Source organism: Corynebacterium lipophiloflavum DSM 44291, from assembly GCF_000159635.1.
GTDB lineage: Bacteria > Actinomycetota > Actinomycetes > Mycobacteriales > Mycobacteriaceae > Corynebacterium > Corynebacterium lipophiloflavum.
The window spans coordinates 100,157-119,726 of record NZ_GG667193.1 but is presented as its reverse complement, the minus strand read 5'-3'; the positions used below and the strand labels follow the sequence as shown (position 1 = coordinate 119,726).

Annotated in this window: 16 protein-coding genes, 1 tRNA gene, 1 pseudogene and 1 riboswitch; of the genes and pseudogenes, 11 read left to right on the top strand and 7 right to left on the bottom strand. The window is 64.1% G+C overall.

Features of this window, described 5'->3' with window-relative positions:
• Positions 1 to 6: 6 nt before the first annotated feature.
• A complete protein-coding gene (locus tag HMPREF0298_RS07210; RefSeq protein ID WP_006840484.1) occupies positions 7 to 1,623 on the bottom strand; it encodes a CTP synthase in 1,617 nt (538 codons plus the stop codon).
• A 167-nt stretch (positions 1,624 to 1,790) separates the two neighbouring features.
• Between HMPREF0298_RS07210 and HMPREF0298_RS07205 the strand changes: the two genes are divergently transcribed.
• From HMPREF0298_RS07205 to HMPREF0298_RS07190, 4 genes are read left to right on the top strand one after another with little or no spacing between them, the layout of a single operon-like run.
• Positions 1,791 to 3,506: an ABC transporter ATP-binding protein gene (locus tag HMPREF0298_RS07205; RefSeq protein WP_006840483.1), complete on the top strand. Its 1,716-nt coding sequence runs from the start codon at positions 1,791 to 1,793 to the stop codon at positions 3,504 to 3,506.
• A 1-nt stretch (position 3,507) separates the two neighbouring features.
• Positions 3,508 to 5,490 carry an ABC transporter ATP-binding protein gene (locus tag HMPREF0298_RS07200; RefSeq protein ID WP_006840482.1) on the top strand — a complete coding sequence of 661 codons (1,983 nt, stop codon included), beginning with the start codon at positions 3,508 to 3,510 and terminating at the stop codon, positions 5,488 to 5,490.
• Positions 5,491 to 5,500: 10 nt separating this feature from the next.
• Positions 5,501 to 6,124 (top strand): DUF1707 SHOCT-like domain-containing protein, encoded by a 624-nt coding sequence (locus HMPREF0298_RS07195; protein ID WP_006840481.1) that lies wholly within the window; start codon positions 5,501 to 5,503, stop codon positions 6,122 to 6,124.
• 9 nt (positions 6,125 to 6,133) lie between these two features.
• Positions 6,134 to 7,456 carry a pyridoxal phosphate-dependent aminotransferase gene (locus tag HMPREF0298_RS07190; protein ID WP_006840480.1) on the top strand — a complete coding sequence of 441 codons (1,323 nt, stop codon included), beginning with the start codon at positions 6,134 to 6,136 and terminating at the stop codon, positions 7,454 to 7,456.
• On the opposite strand, the gene HMPREF0298_RS07185 is transcribed toward HMPREF0298_RS07190, so the two are convergent.
• A complete protein-coding gene (locus HMPREF0298_RS07185; protein ID WP_006840479.1) occupies positions 7,453 to 8,403 on the bottom strand; it encodes an AraC family transcriptional regulator in 951 nt (316 codons plus the stop codon). The genes HMPREF0298_RS07190 and HMPREF0298_RS07185 overlap by 4 nt on opposite strands.
• A 156-nt stretch (positions 8,404 to 8,559) precedes the next feature.
• On the opposite strand from HMPREF0298_RS07185, the gene HMPREF0298_RS07180 reads away from it, so the two are divergent.
• A complete protein-coding gene (locus HMPREF0298_RS07180) occupies positions 8,560 to 9,429 on the top strand; it encodes an NmrA family NAD(P)-binding protein (protein WP_006840478.1) in 870 nt (289 codons plus the stop codon).
• Positions 9,430 to 9,900 carry an anthrone oxygenase family protein gene (locus tag HMPREF0298_RS11610; protein WP_006840477.1) on the top strand — a complete coding sequence of 157 codons (471 nt, stop codon included), beginning with the start codon at positions 9,430 to 9,432 and terminating at the stop codon, positions 9,898 to 9,900.
• A gap of 7 nt (positions 9,901 to 9,907) precedes the next feature.
• On the opposite strand, the gene HMPREF0298_RS07170 is transcribed toward HMPREF0298_RS11610, so the two are convergent.
• Positions 9,908 to 11,227 (bottom strand): UDP-glucose dehydrogenase family protein, encoded by a 1,320-nt coding sequence (locus tag HMPREF0298_RS07170; RefSeq protein ID WP_040422819.1) that lies wholly within the window; start codon positions 11,225 to 11,227, stop codon positions 9,908 to 9,910.
• Positions 11,228 to 11,237: 10 nt separating this feature from the next.
• Positions 11,238 to 11,804 (bottom strand): dCTP deaminase, encoded by a 567-nt coding sequence (gene dcd, locus HMPREF0298_RS07165; RefSeq protein ID WP_006840475.1) that lies wholly within the window; start codon positions 11,802 to 11,804, stop codon positions 11,238 to 11,240.
• Positions 11,805 to 11,889: 85 nt separating this feature from the next.
• Between dcd and HMPREF0298_RS07160 the strand changes: the two genes are divergently transcribed.
• Positions 11,890 to 11,963, top strand: a tRNA-Gly gene (locus tag HMPREF0298_RS07160).
• A 206-nt stretch (positions 11,964 to 12,169) separates the two neighbouring features.
• Here HMPREF0298_RS07160 and HMPREF0298_RS07155 read toward each other — a convergent pair.
• Positions 12,170 to 12,670: a VOC family protein gene (locus HMPREF0298_RS07155; RefSeq protein WP_040422818.1), complete on the bottom strand. Its 501-nt coding sequence runs from the start codon at positions 12,668 to 12,670 to the stop codon at positions 12,170 to 12,172.
• Between HMPREF0298_RS07155 and HMPREF0298_RS12960 the strand changes: the two genes are divergently transcribed.
• Positions 12,669 to 13,508, top strand: a complete 840-nt coding sequence (locus tag HMPREF0298_RS12960) for a helix-turn-helix domain-containing protein (RefSeq protein ID WP_083789534.1) — start codon at positions 12,669 to 12,671, stop codon at positions 13,506 to 13,508. The two genes, HMPREF0298_RS07155 and HMPREF0298_RS12960, sit on opposite strands and share 2 nt — an antisense overlap.
• On the opposite strand, the gene HMPREF0298_RS07145 is transcribed toward HMPREF0298_RS12960, so the two are convergent.
• Positions 13,505 to 14,059 carry a hypothetical protein gene (locus tag HMPREF0298_RS07145; protein WP_006840472.1) on the bottom strand — a complete coding sequence of 185 codons (555 nt, stop codon included), beginning with the start codon at positions 14,057 to 14,059 and terminating at the stop codon, positions 13,505 to 13,507. The genes HMPREF0298_RS12960 and HMPREF0298_RS07145 overlap by 4 nt on opposite strands.
• A gap of 102 nt (positions 14,060 to 14,161) precedes the next feature.
• Positions 14,162 to 14,283, bottom strand: a riboswitch (SAM riboswitch).
• Positions 14,284 to 14,672: 389 nt separating this feature from the next.
• On the opposite strand from HMPREF0298_RS07145, the gene HMPREF0298_RS07140 reads away from it, so the two are divergent.
• From HMPREF0298_RS07140 to HMPREF0298_RS07130, 3 genes are all read left to right on the top strand, one after another.
• Positions 14,673 to 15,761, top strand: coding sequence for a YibE/F family protein (locus tag HMPREF0298_RS07140; protein ID WP_006840470.1), 1,089 nt, complete (start codon positions 14,673 to 14,675; stop codon positions 15,759 to 15,761).
• A gap of 121 nt (positions 15,762 to 15,882) precedes the next feature.
• A complete protein-coding gene (locus HMPREF0298_RS07135) occupies positions 15,883 to 17,763 on the top strand; it encodes an MFS transporter (RefSeq protein ID WP_006840469.1) in 1,881 nt (626 codons plus the stop codon).
• A 33-nt stretch (positions 17,764 to 17,796) separates the two neighbouring features.
• Positions 17,797 to 18,627, top strand: coding sequence for an esterase/lipase family protein (locus tag HMPREF0298_RS07130; RefSeq protein WP_006840468.1), 831 nt, complete (start codon positions 17,797 to 17,799; stop codon positions 18,625 to 18,627).
• 9 nt (positions 18,628 to 18,636) lie between these two features.
• Here the strand turns inward: HMPREF0298_RS07130 and HMPREF0298_RS07125 are convergent.
• Positions 18,637 to 19,554: pseudogene (locus HMPREF0298_RS07125) on the bottom strand (SUMF1/EgtB/PvdO family nonheme iron enzyme).
• Positions 19,555 to 19,570: the final 16 nt, after the last annotated feature.

Sequence of the window (19,570 nt, the reverse complement as noted above, 5' to 3'; positions counted from 1 at the left end):
CGGTCCTTAGCCCTGGCGCTCCAGCGCGGCGGCGATCAGGCCGTCGAAAAGCGGGTGCGCCTTAGTCGGGCGCGACTTCAGCTCGGGGTGGGCCTGGGTTGCAACCAGGTACGGGTGGACCGACTTCGGGTACTCGACGAACTCGACCAGCGTGCCGTCGGGTGAGGTTCCGGAAATGACCAGCCCAGCTTCCGCGAGCTTGTCGCGGTAAGCATTGTTGACCTCGTAGCGGTGGCGGTGGCGCTCGGTGACGTCGGTGGTGCCGTAGACGTCCGCAACAACGGAGCCCTCCAACAGTGTCGCCGGGTAGGACCCGAGGCGCATGGTGCCACCCAGGTCGGCCTCCCCGGAGACTGCGCGCAGCTGCTCCTCCATCGTCGCGATGACCGGATCGGCGGTGGTCTCGTCGAACTCGGTGGAGGACGCACCCTCCACACCCGCCGCGCGCGCGGCTTCAATCACGATGCACTGCATGCCCAGGCAGATCCCCAAAAGCGGTGTGCCGGTCTGCTTTGCGTAGCGAACTGTCCCGATCTTGCCCTCGATGCCGCGGCCGCCAAATCCGCCCGGGATGATGATCGCGTCGATGCCCTCCATGTTCTTAGCCAGGCCCGCCTCGGTTTCGCATTCGTCGGAGCCGACCCAGCGGATGTTCGCCTTCACCCGGTGGGCGAAACCGGCCGCGCGGACGGCCTCGGCGACGGAGAGGTAGGCATCCGGCAGGTCGATATACTTGCCCACGAGAGCGACGTTGACCTCACCTTCCGGGTTGTGCACGCGGTCGAGCAGGTCACCCCACACGGTCCAGTCGATGTCCTGGAACGGCAGATTCAAACGGCGGATGATGAAGGTATCCAGGCGCTGGTCGTAGAGGACCTTGGGGATGTCGTAGATGCTTGGCGCGTCCGGGCAGGACACCACGCCTTCGCGGTCGATGTCGCACATCAGCGCGATCTTGTCTTTAAGGCCATCGCCCACCTCGCGGTCACTACGCAGCACCACCGAGTCCGGGACGAGGCCGATGGAACGCAGTTCCGCCACGGAGTGCTGGGTGGGCTTGGTCTTCAATTCCTTCGACGGCCCGAGGTACGGAACCAAGGAAACGTGCAGGTAAAAAACGTTTTCCCGGCCGACATCGTGGCGGATCTGGCGGGCGGCCTCCAAGAAAGGCTGGGATTCGATATCGCCGACAGTGCCGCCGATCTCGGTGATGACCACGTCGGGCTTCTCGCCGTGTGCGTCCGGGGCACCCATCGCGATGATGCGGGACTTGATTTCGTCCGTGATGTGCGGGATGACCTGCACGGTCTGGCCGAGGTACTCGCCGCGGCGCTCCTTGGCGATGACCGAGGAGTACACCTTTCCGGTGGTGACGTTGCCGCCGGCCGAGAGGTTGCGGTCCAAGAAGCGCTCGTAGTGCCCCAGGTCGAGGTCGGTCTCGGCACCGTCCTCGGTGACGAAGACTTCCCCGTGCTGGAAGGGGTTCATGGTGCCCGGATCCACGTTCAGGTAGGGATCGAGCTTCTGCATGGTCACCTTCAGACCACGAGAGGTGAGCAAGCGGCCGAGCGACGCCGCGGTCAGGCCCTTTCCAAGGGAGGAGGCGACGCCTCCGGTAACCATGATGAATTTCGTAACCACGGAACTTCAGACTATCAAGTGACAGGCTGCACTGGCAATACGAATGCGGCATCCACCGAGCCTGCGCGCACGCACGACGACATGCCTGTCCGCCCTGGTGTGTAGGCTGACAGAGCCTTACTACCGCTCACGGAAGGGCCATCCCCCCAATGGACCTCGTCAGAATCCTCGCCCGCAGTTCGAAACCCTACGCGGGCTACATCGTCACCGTGGTGGTGCTCCAGCTAATCACCACCCTGGCCACGCTGTACTTGCCCGACCTCAACGCCAAGATCATCGACAACGGCGTGGCCCGCGCCGACATCCCCTACATCTGGCGCGTGGGCGGTGTCATGCTCGTCGTCGCGCTCGTCCAGGTCATCGCCGCGGTCGTCGCCGTCTATTTCGCCTCCCGCACGGCGATGGGAGTCGGACGCGACGTGCGCCGCGCTGTGTTCCGGCACGTCAGCCTGTTCTCCGCCGAAGATATGAGCTACTTCGGCACCCCGACGCTGATCACCCGCGGCACCAACGACGTGCAGCAGGTGCAGATGGTCTACCTACTCTTCCTCAACTTCATGGTCGCCGCGCCGATTATGGCCGTCGGAGGCATCATCATGGCGGTGCGCCAGGACCCGGGGATGAGCTGGCTGGTCGTCGCGGCCGTCGGCGTTCTCGCCGTCGTCGCCGGCGTGCTCATCGCCCTGCTCATGCCGCTGTTTCGCAGCATGCAGGACAAGCTCGACAACGTCAACGGGGTGCTGCGCGAGCAGATCACTGGCATCCGCGTGGTGCGCGCCTTCGGCCGCGAGGAGCACGAGACGCAGCGCTTCACCGCCGCCAACGACGACATCACCCGGGTTTCGCTGAACATCGGGCGGATCTTCGTGCTGCTCTTTCCCGTGATCATGCTCATCCTCAACGTCGCCACCGCCGCGGTGCTGTGGTTCGGCGGCCACCGCGTCGACGCCGGACAGGTCGAGGTCGGATCGCTCACCGCGTTCATGCAGTACCTGATGCAAATCCTCATGGCCGTGATGATGGGCACCTTTATGGCGATGATACTGCCGCGTGCCATCATCTGCGCGCGCCGCATCGAGGAACTGCTGGATCGCCGCCCGACGATCGAGGAACCTAGCGCGCCCGCAAAGGCGCCGTCGCGCGCGGGCGTCGTCGAGCTCGAGGGAGTCTCCTACACCTACCCCGGCGCCGAGGAACCCGTGCTCAAGGAGGTATCGCTGAGAGCTGTGCCGGGGCAAACGACGGCGATCATCGGCTCCACCGGGGCGGGCAAGTCGACGCTGCTCTCCCTCATCCCGCGCCTGACGGCGGCCACGTCCGGGCGCGTGCTACTCGACGGCGTCGACGTGACCGACATGGCGCGCGCCGACATCGTCGAGCGCGTCTCCATGGTCCCACAAAAGCCCTACCTGTTTTCCGGCACGGTGGCGTCCAACCTGCGCATGGCCAAGCCGGATGCCACCGACGCCGAGATGTGGGAGGCGCTGCGCACCGCTCAGGCGCACTTCGTCACCGACTTGGACATGCCCATTTCCCAGGGCGGCACCAACGTCTCCGGCGGGCAGCGCCAGCGGCTGTCCATCGCCCGCATGCTGATCAGCCGGCCGAGGATCTACCTCTTCGACGATTCCTTCTCCGCCCTGGACGCCATCACCGACGCCAAGGTACGCGACGCGATGCGCGCCTACACCGCCGACGCGACAACCATCATCGTCGCCCAGCGGGTTGCCTCCATCGAACAGGCCGACCAGATCATCGTCATGGAAGCCGGGGAGATCGTCGCCCGCGGCAGCCACGCGGAGCTGCTCGAGAGCTCGGAAACCTACCGCGAAATTGTCGAGTCCCAAAGAACGGTGGACGCCTAACATGTCTGAGACACGCACAACCACCCCGGCCGACCCCGCCGATATGACCGATGAGGAGCTCGCCGCCCTCGAGGCGAGCATGGCCGGCGACGACTTCTCCGGCAGCGCACCGCGCCAGGCGAAGCAGTTCTGGCCCAGCGCCAAGCGACTGATCGGGCTGCTCATGTCCCACCGGTTCAAGCTCGTCCTGGTGCTGGCAATGAACATCGGCTCCGTCGTCCTCGCGGTCTACGCCCCGCGCGTGCTGGGCCACGCGATGGACGTCATCTTTTCCGGCGTCATCTCGCGCGATCTCCCCGCGGGGGCGAGCAAGCAGCAGGTGATCGACGGCCTGCGCGCCTCCGGGCAGGAACGCTTCGCCGACATGGCCGAGGCGATGGACCTGCGCCCCGGCTTCGGCATCGACTTTGACCGGCTCGCGCAGCTGATCACCTTCGTCATCGTCCTCTACGTCGTCTCCTCCCTGCTCATGTGGGCCCAGGGTGCGATTTTGAACCGGCTGACCATGGCGACCGTCTTCGACCTGCGCCAGTCCGTGGAACGCAAGGTCAACCGCCTGCCGCTGAACTACTTCGATTCCCGCCAGCGCGGTGACCTGCTCTCGCGCACCACCAACGACGTGGACAACGTCCAGCAGGCCCTGCAGCAGGCGATGTCGCAGATCCTCAACGCCGTGATGATGGTCCTGGGCATCATCGTGATGATGTTCTGGATCTCCTGGCAGCTCGCTCTGCTGGCGCTGGTGGCGATCCCGCTGACCGGCGCGGTGATGGGGATCATCGGAACCCGCTCGCAAAAGCATTTCGCCGCGCAGTGGAAGTCCACGGGTGAACTCAACGGGCACGTCGAGGAGTCCTTCTCCGGCCACGAGCTGGCGCTGATCTTCGGCCGCACCGAGGAGCTCAACCGCGTCTTCGACGAGCGAAACTCCGCGCTCTACGGCGCCGCCTCGCGCGCGCAGTTCCTCGCCAATTCGATGCACCCCATCATGCAGTTCATCTCCTACCTGTCGTATGTGGCCATCGCCGTCGCCGGCGGGCTGCGCGTGGCCTCCGGGCACATGACGCTGGGAGATGCGACGGCATTTATTCAATACTCGCGTCAGTTCAACCAGCCGCTCGGCGAGATCGCCGGCATGGCGCAGATGGTGCAGTCGGGTGTGGCCTCGGCCGAGCGCATCTTCGAGTTCCTCGACGCCGAGGAGGAGGTCACCGACACGTCCGCGGACGCAACCCTGCCCGGGCGCGCCCGCGGCCTGGTCGAGTTCGACAACGTCGACTTCTCCTACTCCCCCGACACCCCGCTGATCCAGGATCTCTCGCTGCGCGTGGAGCCGGGGCGCACAGCCGCGATCGTCGGGCCCACCGGCGCGGGCAAAACCACTCTCGTCAACCTCATCATGCGCTTCTACGAAATCGACGCCGGGGCGATCCGCATCGACGGCGTGGACACGCGCGCGATGACCCGCAGTGAGCTGCGCTCCAACATGGGCATGGTGCTGCAGGACGCGGTGCTGTTCAAGGGCACCATCATGGACAACATCCGCTACGGCCGCCTCGACGCCACCGACGAGGAGGTCATCGCCGCGGCCAAGGCCACCTACGTCGACCGCTTCGTCCACGCCCTGCCCGAGGGTTACGACACCGTCATCGACCAGGACTCCGGGGCGATCTCCGCGGGTGAGCGCCAGCTGATCACCATTGCGCGGGCGTTTCTTTCCCAGCCAACGATTCTGATTCTGGACGAGGCCACGTCGAGCGTCGATACGCGAACTGAAGTGCTGGTCCAGGAGGCGATGAACGCGCTGCGCGCCGAGCGCACCTCGTTCGTGATCGCGCACCGGCTGTCCACGATCCGCGGCGCGGACCTGATCATCGTCATGGAGAACGGCCGGATTGCGGAGCAGGGCTCGCACGACGACCTGCTCGCGGCGCGCGGCGCCTACTGGCGGTTGAACCAGTCCCAGTTCGCCGAGGAAGGCTAGAATCAACCCCGTGAGCACCCCCTACGGCAGGTACCGGTTGAGCGACGCGGAGCGCAACGACGCCATGAGCGCGCTCAGCACAGCACTCGGCGAGGGCCGCCTGACCATGGACGAGTTCGACCGGCGCTGCACCATGATCGCCCAGGCCGAGTTCCAGGGAGATCTCGAGCCTGTGTTCACCGATATCCCGCAGCACCCGGTGCTGCGCGCCACGCCCACCACCGCGGTCGAGGTCTACAGCGCCGACGAGATCGTCGCCGCGCGCCGCGACGGCCAGAAGACCCGCGCGGGGGTGTTCTGGCTGGGCACCCTCGGCTCCGTCGCGGGCACCGCCATCGTTGCCTCCGCCACGGGCGGCAGCGGGCTCGCCGCACTGATCCTGCTGCTCATACCCACCCTGTTCATCCTGCTCTACGTGATGAAGGTGGGCCCCGAATCCTGGTACACCCCCAGCCTGCGCCAGCTCGAGCGCAAGCGCCGGCAGCTGGTGCGCATGCGGCAGCTGGAGATCGAGTCCGCGAACGCGCACGAGGAAGCGTTGCGACGCGCCCAGCGCAAGGCCCAGGTAAGCCAGCTGACGGACGACGCTCTCGATGTCGCGCAGCGGACGGTCAAACGTTTCAGGGGCAAGTAGTATTGACCTATGAGCAAGAAGCAGGCACACGACGAGAACTCCTACCCCGCTAACGACGTTGTCGAGGAAGCGGTGACGGGGGCGTCGGCAAGCGGAAAGCCGTTGAAGAAGCACCGCCACTTCGACGAGGCGGAGAAGCTGAAGAACGTGTTTTACGACATTCGCGGGCCGGTGAGCACCACCGCGGAGGAAATGGAGCGCGACGGGCACACTATTCTCAAGCTCAACACCGGCAACCCGGCGCTCTTCGGCTTCGACGCGCCGGACGTGATCATGCGCGACATGATCGCCGCGCTGCCCACCTCGCAGGGCTACACCACGTCGAAAGGCATCGTGCCGGCGCGGCGCGCAATTGTGACCCGCTACGAGATGATCGAAGACTTCCCCGAGTTCGACATCGACGACGTCTTTTTGGGCAACGGTGTCTCCGAGCTGATCAGCATGGTCACCCAGGCCCTGCTTAACGACGGCGACGAGATCCTCATCCCCGCCCCCGACTACCCGCTGTGGACCGCCGCCTCGACGCTCGCCGGTGGCAAGGTCGTGCACTACCTGTGCGACGAGGACGACGGGTGGAACCCCTCGCTCGAGGACATCCGCTCGAAGGTCACCGACCGCACCAAGGCGATCGTGGTGATCAACCCCAATAACCCGACCGGTGCGGTCTACTCCCGTGAAACGCTCGAGGGTATCGCCGACATTGCCCGCGAGCACGAGCTGATGGTGCTTGCCGACGAAATCTACGACCGCATCCTCTACGACGATGCGCAGCACATCTCCATGGCAGAGGTCGCCCCCGATCTGATCACCGTGACGTTCAACGGCCTGTCCAAGGCGTACCGCGTGGCCGGATACCGCGCCGGCTGGATGGTCATCACCGGCCCGCGCCGCCGCGCCACCGGGTTCATCGAAGGCCTCAACCTCCTGTCCGGCACCCGTTTGTGCGCCAACGTGCCAGGCCAGCACGCCATCCAGGTGGCGCTCGGTGGACGGCAGTCGATCTACCAGCTCACCGGGGCTGGCGGGCGCCTGCGTGAGCAGCGCGACGTCACCGTGCGCAAGCTACGCGAGATCCCGGGCATCTCCGTCGTCGAGCCGAAGGGGGCGTTGTACTGCTTCCCCAAGATCGACACCGAAATGTACAACATCCACGATGACGAGCGCTTCATGCTCGACCTGCTCAAATCGGAGAAGATCCTCATGGTGCAGGGCACGGGCTTTAACTATCCCACACCCGACCACTTCCGTGTGGTCACGCTTCCGTGGGCGTCGCAGCTGGAGAACGCGATTGAGCGCCTGGGCAACTTCCTGAGCGACTACCACCAGCACTAGTTTGCTTGACGACGAAGCGCTGCCTGCCTGAAGGCGCTGGGTGAGATCCCGACGCTGCGGGCGAACGCTTTGGAGAAGGCGGATTCGGAAGAATACGACACCGAAGAACCAACTACTGCGATCGGCTCGTTGGTCTCAATCAACCGGGTTTTTGCGACCTCCATGCGCCAGTTCGTCACGTACGCTGCCGGCGCTACTCCGACGACCTCGCGGAACTTCTCGATAAACGATGTGCGTGACATGGCGGAAATTTTTGCCATATCTGCGATAGCCCACGGTTTTTCTGGCTCATCATGGATTGCGTGTAGGACTCTCCCGATCGCAGGATCAGCTAATCCCGCGATGAGCCCAGGTTCGAAGGAGCTTTCCTCGTAGAACCATTTTCGAATGATCTGCACCACGATGATGTCGGCCAGCCGAACCGCTACGGCCTCCCCACCCAACCTGTCTGCGGAAAGTTCGTCTGCCAAGAGGCCGACTAGCTTCACGACGGACGAAGCGTCGTTCAAATTCATACCTCTTGCAGAGACCACAGGGGGAAGGGCTTGCACGATGTTGTGAACATCTGGAGCGTCAAAACTCACCATCCCGCAGAGCAACCGTGTGAATGATCCGTCGCAACCTACGTTGACGATTGAGTAGTTCTCGCTGAGATACCTCTGGGGCAATTGATCGACCCGGGGAGCTACCGTTCTATCCGGGCTGGCGGAGAGCATGTGCTCCCTTCCGAGCTGCACGAGAGCAACATCCCCTTCCCGGAGTTGGAGCTTCGGTATGCCGTCCGAAATCAACCAGCATGAGCCCTCGGTGACCACATGAAAACTCAGACATTGGGGATCAACTGGCATCCGCAGACCCCAATCACCGCGGGCAGTCGTATTGCAGTAGAACACACCGCTCATACGCAACTGCCTCAGGAAGTGCGCTACCTCCGGTTTCACATTCATAGAACTATGATCGCACCCTCGGAGTTGTCAACTCCACATATCCGGACGATCGGCAAAGAAAAATGGACTGACGGGCCTACTGACGGTCGCTGGCGATTCCTAACGTGAATTGAGCCAGTCTCCGTAACCCTCCCTACTTTGAGAAAAGAGGCCCCGATGTTTGCTATTTCCGGTTCGACGGGACGCGTTGGATCCAACGTTGTCGCCGAACTACTCAAGCACGACCAACCCGTTCGAGCTCTCGCGAGATCGGAAGAATCCTTGAAACAGTGGTCAGCGCAAGGCGTCGAGACTGCAGCGGTTGACCTGCTCGACAGCGCGGCATTGTCCGCGGCGCTGAAGGGTGCGGAGGGATTCTTCGCATTGCTCCCGTTCCACTTCGGTGCAGACGACCTTGACCGCTACGCAGATGCAGTCATCGCATCAGTGCGCTCTGCGGTCGAATCCGCAAACGTTCCTCACGTCGTCATGCTCTCGTCGGGAGGCGCCCAACACGAGCATTCAACGGGCCCAATCACAGGACTGCACCGAATGGAGCAGGCACTCCTGTCCGCTACTCCCCTGCTCACCGCCCTTCGGCCGGGACATTTTCAAGAGAAGTTTCAGGATGTGCTGCCCGCAATTCTCCAGGAGGGCGTGTACCCCGTTTTCGGCGCAGCTGATGAGCCGAAGCCGATGGTCGCGACCAAGGATATCGGTGTTTTCGCCGCACACAACTTGATGAATCCTCCCGTCTCTCAAGAGCCGGTTGACATCATCGGTCCGAGCTACACCGAACGGGACGTGGCCGGTGTGATTGCGGAGCAGCTTCACAAAGACGTGGCGGTCGTCGAAATTCCCGATGAGGCGTGGGAGTCCGAGCTCGAGCGGGCTGGTTTTTCAACCGGCGTCGCTCACAGCCTTGCCCTGATGTACCGGGCGGACAGTGATGGGTTGCTTGCACCTTGCGCGTCGAAATCGATCTCGGCCCCGACGCCGCTTACCGAGACGGTCAGCACCGTCCTGCAGAATCGGGAGGGCGCGTAGATGAATCTTCCCATCATCACCAGTGCAGTGGCGCTTTGCGCAACGGTCACCGGCGGGCTGCTCAGCGGTCTCTATTTTGCCTTTGAGGTCAGTACTCGGAAGAGCTTCGCACGTTTACCCGATGATCAGTACGTCGAGGTCTTCGCAGGCATCAACCAGGCGATCCTCAACCCCCGATTCCTGACAGTATTCGCGCTTGCACCACTGTCCTCAGTATTACTGGCCATCCTCGTACCGACCAGATGGACGATTCTCGCTGCAACAGCGTCGCTCGTCGCACTGGGCATCACCGTCGCGGGAAATGTCCCACTGAACAACTACCTCGACAATGCGTTCACAAGTCAGAATGCGGTGTCCGAGATTCGCGCGAACTTCGAGTCCCGGTGGAACTCGCTCAACGCTGCCCGATGCGTAGCGCAGACGGTCGCTGTTGGAGCGACGCTGCTCTTTGCGCTGAACACGAAGGGATAAAAACCCCTTACAGGCTGCGCCCCAAGGCGTGGATCTCCCAGCCTGCGGCCTGCCACGCGTCGACGGGCAGGACGTTGCGGCCGTCGATAATGCGCTGCTCGGCCACTAGCTCGGCGGCATGCTTCGGATCGAGCTTCTTGAATTCGGTCCATTCGGTAGCGAGGATGACAAGTTCCGCGCCGCGGAGAGCGTCGTCAAGCGAGGTGGCGTAATCCAGCGTCGGGAAGACCTTCTTCGCGTTGTCCATCGCCTCCGGGTCGAACACGCGCACCGCCGCGCCCGCCAGGGACAGCTGACCCGCGACAGCGAGGGCCGGCGAATCACGCACGTCGTCGGAGTTCGGCTTGAACGCCGCACCGAGGACGGTGACGCGACGGCCGATCAACGACCTCAGCTCCTCGCGGGCGAGATCGACCACGCGCTGGCGTCGGCGCATGTTGATCGCGTCGACCTCGCGCAAGAATGTGAGCGCCTGATCGGCGCCGAGCTCACCGGCGCGGGCCATGAACGCGCGGATGTCCTTGGGCAGGCAGCCGCCGCCGAAGCCGAGGCCGGCGCCGAGGAACTTGCGGCCGATGCGGTCGTCGTAGCCGATGGCGTCGGCAAGCTGGGTGACATCCGCACCCACAATCTCGCAGACCTCGCTGACGGCGTTGATGAAGGAGATCTTGGTGGCCAAGAACGCGTTGGCGGAGACTTTCACCAGCTCCGCGGTTTGCAAATCGGTGACCACGAACGGAGTGCCGGTTTCCAGCGGTGTGGCGTAGACCTCGCGGGCGATCTGCTCGGCCTGGGTGTTATCCGCGCGGGTGCCCAGCACAATGCGGTCCGGCTCAATCGTGTCCTTCACCGCGTAGCCCTCGCGCAGAAACTCCGGGTTCCACGCGATCTCCACCTCGGTGCCCTCTTGTGCGAGCTCGTTGGCGCGCTCCTGCAACGCAGCTGCCGTGCCCACCGGCACCGTGGACTTGCCAAAAATCACGTGGCGGCCCGTGAGCTTAGGCACGAGATCCTCGATCACCGCCTCCACGTAGCGCGTATCTGCCGCATACGAGCCGCGCTGCTGCGGAGTACCCACGCCGATGAAGTGGACGTTGGCGAACTCGGCCGCGCGGGCGTAATCGGTGGTGAAGTCAAGGCGCCCGGCGGCGATGTTACGTTCAAGGACCTCCGGCAGGCCCGGCTCATAAAACGGGACCTTGCCCGCCTTGAGTTGCTCGATTTTTCTCTCGTCCACGTCCACGCCCAGCACCTCGTGGCCCAACTCCGCCATGCAGGCGGCATGCGTTGCCCCGAGGTAGCCGGTCCCGATCACCGTCATTCGCATGGGCGCTACTCTAGTCGCGGAAGTTCAAGTACGCGCGGGATGGAGTGGGGCCGCGCTGCCCCTGGTACTTCGAGCCCAACTTCCCCGAGCCATACGGCGTCTGCGCCGGCGAGGACATGCGGAACAGCGCGAGCTGACCGACCTTCATGCCGGGCCACAGAGTGATCGGCAGGTTGGCCACGTTCGACAGCTCTAGCGTGATGTGTCCGGAAAAGCCGGGGTCGATAAAACCGGCGGTGGAGTGGGTGAGCAGGCCCAGGCGGCCCAGCGAGGACTTCCCCTCGAGCCGGCCCGCGAGGTCGGCTGGCAGCGTGAACGTCTCCAAGGTGGAGGCGAGCACGAACTCGCCGGGGTGCAGGACGAACGCGTCGCCGTCTGCCACCTCGACCAGCGTGGTCAGGTCAGGCATCTCCTGCTTCGGGTCGATGTGCGTGTAGCGCGAGTTGTTGAACACGCGGAAGAACCTGTCCATACGCACGTCAATCGACGACGGCTGCACGAGCTCCGAGTCGTACGGCTCAATGGCCAAGCGGCCCGAATCGATGGCGGCGCGGATGTCATGGTCGGATAAAAGCACGCCTGCAAGTCTAGCTGTCAGCGGTTTTACGTTCGGGGTTTGACCGGTGCTACAGTGTTTTCCACTGTGTTTTACGTTTTACGCTGCCGGCGTAGTTTAGTGGTAGAACATCAGCTTCCCAAGCTGAGAGTGCGAGTTCGATTCTCGTCGCCGGCTCCAATTTTCTGAGTACACGGGCAAAAGTGGTAAACCGGCCCCCTGGCTGTTTAAGCTGGGGCGCCGGTTTTCTTCAGTCGGTGGCGGTTTTTGCCGCGACCCCCTCACCACACCAGCCCCGACTTAAAAGTTTTCTGTACCAGTGGCGGTGAGATTGGTGACCCAACCCCCCCCGACATGACCACAGGCTGCGGCCGACAGTTTTAGAGCTAGCCAAGCGTTTCCATCCATTCCTTGACCTGCTGCTCAGACTCCTCGTCACTCAAGTCTTCGACGCGCGTCATGATCGTCCACCGAACCCCGAAGGGGTCACGAATACTGCCATAGCGATCGCCGGAGGCGAAGTAGGCCACTGGCTCGCGAAGTGTGGCTCCATGGGCAATGGCCAGTTCAACTACCCGATCCACGTTCGTGCAGTACAAAGCTAGGGAGAATGCCACCGTATCCGACTCTGGTTCAGAAGCAACGGTGTTGTAGTCAGAGGACGCTTCGCCCAGCTCGAGTCGCCCATTGTCGAATTGGATTTCTGCATGGACCACTGCCTCGTTGTTTGTCATGGCGGTGATGATCTTCGCGTCGAAGACTGAAGCGTAGAAATCCAGTGCCGCTTTCGCGTCTGTGACGGCCAAGAAGGGGGTGATAGTGGAGTATCCGTGTGGCACGCCGTTTGTGGTGTGCGCGCCATCGGCTGGCGTGGTGTTATCGGTCATGAAAATCAAAGTAGAGGGCCCAAGCGACGCTCGCTTGTATATTTGTGCCATGAATGATCCGCTATCTCGCGCGGAGCGGGGAGTACTCAGGCCGGACTTGCTGCCGGTTGCTTTCCGACGACTCGCCCCCGCCGAGAGCATTTCCGGGCTCGTTCGCTGGTGGTGGTTCTCTTCGTGGGACCTTCCACATGGGCAATCGGCGACGCAACAAATTTTGGCCTTTCCATCTTCAAACGTGGTGGTTGAGCCCCACATGGTTGGAATATCCGGGCCCACAACGAAGAGCTCCACCCGAACGTTGGAAGGCAGTGGCTGGGCCGTCGCCGCGCTTTTGCAACCCGCGGCAGTTCCCGCAGTGGTCGGAGATCCCGCACGATACCGCGATAGCTACCGTGCATTGGCCGCCCCGGGACTACTCAAGGATGTGGGGGAAAGCGTCGTAAAGCTTGACGTGGAGGCAGCCTTCTGCGCGTTTGAACATTGGCTGACCAGCACAGTTGGGCCCGTAAGTAGCAATGGCTTGTTGGCCAACGCAGTGATGGAGCGAGTTGAGTCTGATCCCCCGATCCGCAACGTCACGGAGTGGGCAGGCGCCGCGCATGTGTCAGTGCGCACACTGCACCGGCTCACTGCGAAGCATGTAGGGTTAACGCCCCTAGCCATAATCCGGCGCCGGCGGCTTCAAGATGCCGCCCATGAGCTGCGCGCAACCCCGGCGCCGGTGGGAGCCATCGCCGTTCGCATGGGATACGCGGATCAATCGCATTTCACGCGCGAGTTCCGCGCTACGTTCGGGACCACACCATCCGACTACCGGAGGACGGCGCATACCCTCTAGGAAGCAGACGCCACCGTATGCCCTTCCATCACCTGAACCTGGTCACAGGGCAGAGTCGGGTACTTCTGCGACGCGGTGCACGGCGCGATCGGCGTCGGCGAGACCCAGAAAATTGCGTGGCTGCCGTTGGGCCGCTTCTTACCTTGCAACAAACTGAACCGCGGGTGGTACGCGACAGCATCATCGTGGTCCAGCACGAAGTGGTTGTAGACATCGAGTGTTTCCTCTGGGGTGCTAAGCGTGACCCGGTTGCCATCCACTTCGATGATCTCGACCGGCACCCAATCGGCGGCCGGGACTCGGGAAGCGCCTCGGATGCCGGCGATGGAGGGGAGATGGCCCCGGGAAAGCAGGTCGCATTCGCGGGGTGTGACCTGCACACGTTCGCCATTTGGCTGCGGCAGGAGGACAACCTCGCCATCGTCGAACCGCACGGCGTTTCGGGCGGGAGAATAGTCAAACTTTCGCGTGAGTGAGGTGGCGAAGTTCAGCGCGGCCGGTTCAGTAGCAAACGCCCTCGCCACAACTTCGATCTCTGAAGAGAACGTCACCTCTGTTGAGTTGAGGTTTTACATCCTCACTGGCACCCAATCTTCGGGCAGGTCATCGGGAAAGAACATGGACATGTCGTCGGACATGGAAATCTCCTAGAAATATCGCACTTCCGGCGCGCGGTCGCGTCGCCGGCCGATCTTCCCCCGGGAGCACCGTGCGCGATTGCGCGGTTGCTAGTCGACGGGCCGGGAGACCCGAAAAAGCGTCGAACTTCTTGATCGCACCGACCACCCTAACAGACAGCTCGGTCTAGTGCAGCTTAACCCAGGCACCCACGCTCAACCAGCCACTGGTGCGCGTCGCGCTCGGGGCCGTCGTTAAGCAGCGGCGACAATTACCCCAAAAACCTTCGCTACCGTCTTTGCCATACGCCCTCCCTTACGCGCGTCAGAGTCTAGCGCCTTCGCGGAACCCGCATCATTAACGACTACGGTTATCAGCATGGGAAAGCACGCAACAATAATGCCGCCGCGCACACGCTCTACCGCCCGGCTCATCCTCGCCGGGGTCCTCGTCGCAGCCTTCGTCGCGACACTTGTCGCGCTCGCCGTCCTCTGACCGACCGGGCCCGCCCCCACCCCCGGGCCGGGTTTCAAGCAGTCCCAATCCATGGCCGCCGACGCGGTCAACGGCACCGTCATCGACCACCGCCAGGGCCCCTGCTCCTCCCCCGACGTGGGGCGCGTCTTCGAGGGCGAACCTCGCCCCGCCACCCCGCAGCCCGTGCCGCTGGGCACCATCGCCGACGAGCCGGTGTGCGAGCTCTCCATCGTCAAGCTGACATCCGGCCCTGACGTGGGCAAACGCACACTTCTTTCAAGCTCCGGGCTGCCCGGGGAATCCACCCTAGCCACCGGCGACGCGATCACCCTGGCAACCAACACCGACGGCGACACCACCACCTACACGCTTTTGGACATGGAGCGCAGCCAGGCAATCTGGCTGTGGATCGCCGTGGCGGTGATACTCATCGTGGCCATCGGCGCCCTGCGCGGCCTGCTGGGCCTCGTCGGGCTGGTGCTGACCGGGTTGGTCGTGTTCGGCTTCCTCATCCCCGCGCTGCTGCGCGGCACCGACCCCACGGCGGTGGCGATGGCTGCCGGCGCCGCGATCCTCTTCCCCGTGCTGTTTTTGGTTCACGGCGTCAATTGGAAATCAGCGTCAGCGCTCGCCGGAACACTGGCCGCGATGGCGCTGGCGGCGGTACTAGGCAACGTCGCGGTGGACACCTCTCAACTGCGCGGCCTGGGCAACGAGGACAACCTGCTCATCCACCTCTACCTGCCTGAGGTATCCGTCCCCGGGCTGCTCATGGCGGGTTTCATCATTGGAGCGCTCGGCGTGCTTAACGACGTCACCATCGCGCAATCCTCCACCGTCCACGAACTCTTCCTCGCCTCCCCGGAGTCCTCGGCGCGCTCCACCTTCGCCGCGGCATTGCGCGTCGGCCGCGACCACATCGCCTCGATGGTCTACACCCTCGTGCTGGCGTACCTGGGCACCGCGCTGCCGCTGGCCATGCTGCTGAGCGTCTCCGACCGCCCGCTGATGCAGGCGCTGTCCTCCGACGTGGTTGCCACCGAGCTGATCCGCTCGGCGATCGGCGCGATTTCGCTGGTCCTGGCGGTTCCGATCACCACCTTCATCGCCGCGCACACCGTCCGCGCACGCAAGCCCCAATTAGCAGCGAAAATTTGAAAACGCTATGGTTGAGTGTCGGCCTGGAACACGAGACATGTAGCGCACCACGCGCGTAAACCTGATGACGCCACCGAAGCCACTGGTCAGTAACTCGTCTTCTCACGTCACAAGAGGTTCCATGTCTGCTTCGGTTCCCCACCGCCACACCGGCGGTTCGCGCTTCATCATGGTGGCGGCCGCGCTCGCCGCGTTCATCGCCACTTTCAACGAAACATTCCTCAACGTCGGGTTCACCCCGATCATGGCTGATCTCGGCGTCACCGTGCCCACCGTGCAGTGGCTCGCCACCGCCTACATGCTCGGCGCCGCCGTGATGACGCCCACCGCCGGGTTCTTTATCACCCGCTTCGGCACCAAACCGCTCTTCCTCGCCACCACATCCACACTGTTGATCGGCGGTATCGTCACCGCGCTGGCACCGAACTTCCCCTTCTTGCTCGCCGGGCGCATCATCCAGTCCATCGGCACCGGCTTGTTGGTCCCGATCGGCGTGATGATCGCGCTCACGGTCTCCCCGAAGCCGAAGATCGGCAAGTACATGGGAATCATGGGCTCCATGACCACCCTCGGGCCGTCGATAGCCATCTTGGCCTCGGGCTTCATTTTGGAGCTGACCGACAGCAACTGGCGCGCCCTGTGCTGGGCCTTCACCGCGCTATCCGCGCTGGTCTTCGTTGTCGGCGCAGCCACGGTGTACAACATTTCCGAGTCCGAGAAGGCGCGCCTGGATTACCCCTCGCTCGTACTCGTCGCGATCGGCCTGATCGGCCTGCTCTACGGCATTTCCACCATCTTCGGCCCGGCGAAGTTCACCGCGGCCGCCGCATTCTTCGTCGGCGCGGTGGCGCTGGGGCTGTTCGTTAAGCGCCAGGGCACGATTGCCAACCCGCTGATCAACCTCGCCCCGCTGAGGGTCTTCCCGTTTACCGCGGGCGTGGTCATCAACGTCGTCGCGCTGATCATCGTGTTCTCCATGAACATCCTCGTGCCCACGCACCTGCAAAGCGTGCAGGGCACCTCGGGGCTGACCGCCTCGCTCGTGCTTTTCCCCGCGATTTTGTGCGCGGCCGTGTTCGGCCCCATCGCCGGTAACATCTACGACGCGCACGGCGCGCGCTGGCTGCTGCCCGCCGGCATGACGCTGATGGCCATCTTCGCGCTCGCCACCGCGTACACCATGCGTGTCGACGCCCTGTGGATGATCACCCTGGTCTACATCCCCGCGATCGTGGGTTCTGCCCTGACCATCGGCCCAGTGCAGTCCTTCGCGCTGGGCTCGCTGCCCCGCCAGCTCAACCCGGACGGCGTAACGATCTTCTCCACCAGCTTCCAGATCGCCGGCTGCCTCGGTACCGGGCTGTCCACCGGAATCTACGGCGCGGTTCTTGCCCGCGGTGAGGGCACTGACACCGCCAACACCGGGTTCTTTCTCGTCGGCGCGGTTCTGTTCGCCCTGGCCCTTGCCGCAGCCGTGCTCGGCTACACCGGCACGCGCGCAACCGCGGACGCCCCGCGCACGGAAGCAACGCCGGTCGCCCCGGACTCCCTGGTCAGCCGCCTAATGAAGACCGACGTCTACCACCTCGCACCCGACGCCACGATCCGCGAGGCCCTGCACCTGTTCGTGTCCAACCGCATCTCCGGCGCCCCGCTGATCACGAACGGGACGCTGCGAGGCTTCGTCTCCGACGGTGACGTGCTCAACGCCATTAGCGATTCGGTGCCCGCCTTCACCACCCCGTACGCACTGTTGAAGAACGAGGACTCCCCCGAGTTCTCCACGGATGTTTCCGCCGTGCTGGACCGGAGGGTTGCGAGCATTGCCACGGAGCCGGTCATCACCGTCAACGTCAACGACGATCTCGGCCACATCTCCGCAGTGCTCGCGGACCGGCATCTGAAGAAGGCCCCCGTGGTCGACGACGCAGGCCATGTCGTCGGCGTGATCAACCGCTCCGACATCAACCGCTTCCTGGTGAGCACCTACATCGACGCCTAGCTCATCGCGCCCCCGCGGCACTAGGCTTTAGGTATGAAGCTCACCCACCTCGCGCTCCTGGGAATGTACGCCGCTGGCATCTACATCGGCGCCACGCGGCGACCCGAGCTACCGTTTAATGACCCGGACTTCTCACCCTCCCACCCGACCCCGGTGCTGTATGTCCACGGGTTCACCAGCGCCACGAACACGTTCACCGTCAACGCCCTGTACCTGCGCGAACACGGTTATTGGACGTGGGGCTTCGACTACGGCACCAACGATCGCGCGAGCCTGGCCGCGATCATCCCCGTACTGCACGGCTTCGGCGACCTCAACGACCTCGTTCGCGAGCTCGCCGACAACGTGGAAAGGGTCAAAGCCGCGACAGGCTCAGACAAGGTCGACATTGTTGCCCACTCCCAGGGCGGGCTGCTGACCAAGCTCTACATCGCCGGCGGCGGCGCCGAGAACGTCCGCCGCGTCGTGGCCATCGGGGCGAACTTCCACGGCACCGACATCGGCGGGTTGGCCGAGCGCGTCATCCCGTTTATCCAGCGCCGCCCCGGCATCGCCGAGGCCGTCGCCAGCACGAGCGCGCTGCAGCAGCTGGCGGGCTCGCCGTTTTTCGAGGAGATCGGGGACCTGCCCGATTCCGACCCGCGGGTGGTCTACACCTCGATCTACACCCCGGCCGACCGCACGGTCACCCCAAACGAGGCGTCCATCCTCGACAGCGTCGACGGGGCGGACGTGATCAACATCGACCTGGAAAAGGCCTACCCGGGCTTCGCCCCGGTGATCCACTCGCTGCTGCCGCGCGACCCGAACGTCGCCGAGCTGACGCGGTGGGGACTCGAGCGCGAGGCCCACACCCCGCAGTAACACCGGCACTTACGCCGCGCAGCGGAACCCGATATGCGTGGTCGCAGAGTCCCCCAACTGGCCTTGGCGCGCGGGCGGGCGGTAGCGGTGGCAGTACTCGGGCGCACACAGGTGCGAGCCGCCCTTGACCACCCGGCGCGGGTAGGTCTCGCCCGGAGCCGTCGCCACGCGGCGCGCCTCATCCAGGGCTGACGACGGCGCACAGCACGAGCCGGCTCGCTCGACGACACCGCGCGCCGCACCGGACGCGTAGTAGGTCGAGCTCCACTGCCACACGTTGCCAATCAGGTCAGAAAAACCCCACGGGTTACGGCCGAACTGGCCCATCGGCGACGTCGTACCCCATCCCTGGTTGTCGTAGGGGAAGCGACCCTGCCAGGTGTTGGCGCGGACGATCCCGTCCGGCGCGTACTCCTCACCCCAGACGTAGGTGGTTGCCGCGCGCCCGGCGCGGGCAGCGCACTCGAGTTCCAGCTCGGTCGGCAGCCGGCGCCCCGCCCACCGCGCGTACGCCACGGCATCCGGCTAGGCCACCTGGACCACCGGGTGATCCGGAATGTCCTCGTGGCTCACGCCGGACGGCCCGTACGGCGCGCGCCACGACGCCCCAGGCTCGAAGCGCCACCACTGCCGCCAGTCGCGCAGGTCCACCGGGCCCGTGGTGGGCTGAAACACCAGCGCGCCCGCGACCAGCAGCTCCAGGTCGACGCCGGGGAATTCCTCCGCGGATGGCACCCGCTCGGCCACGGTGACGTAGCCCGTCTCTTGGACGAACCGTGCGAATCGGGCATTGGTGACGGGGTCGGCCTCCAGCGCAAACGCGTCGACGCGGACTGTTCGCTGCGGGGACTCCTCAGGGTAGAAATCGTTAGACCCGGCCGTAAAGGTGGTCGGCGCGACGTCGATTAGCTTTGTCAGCCTGGCCATGTCAGCGACCCTACCA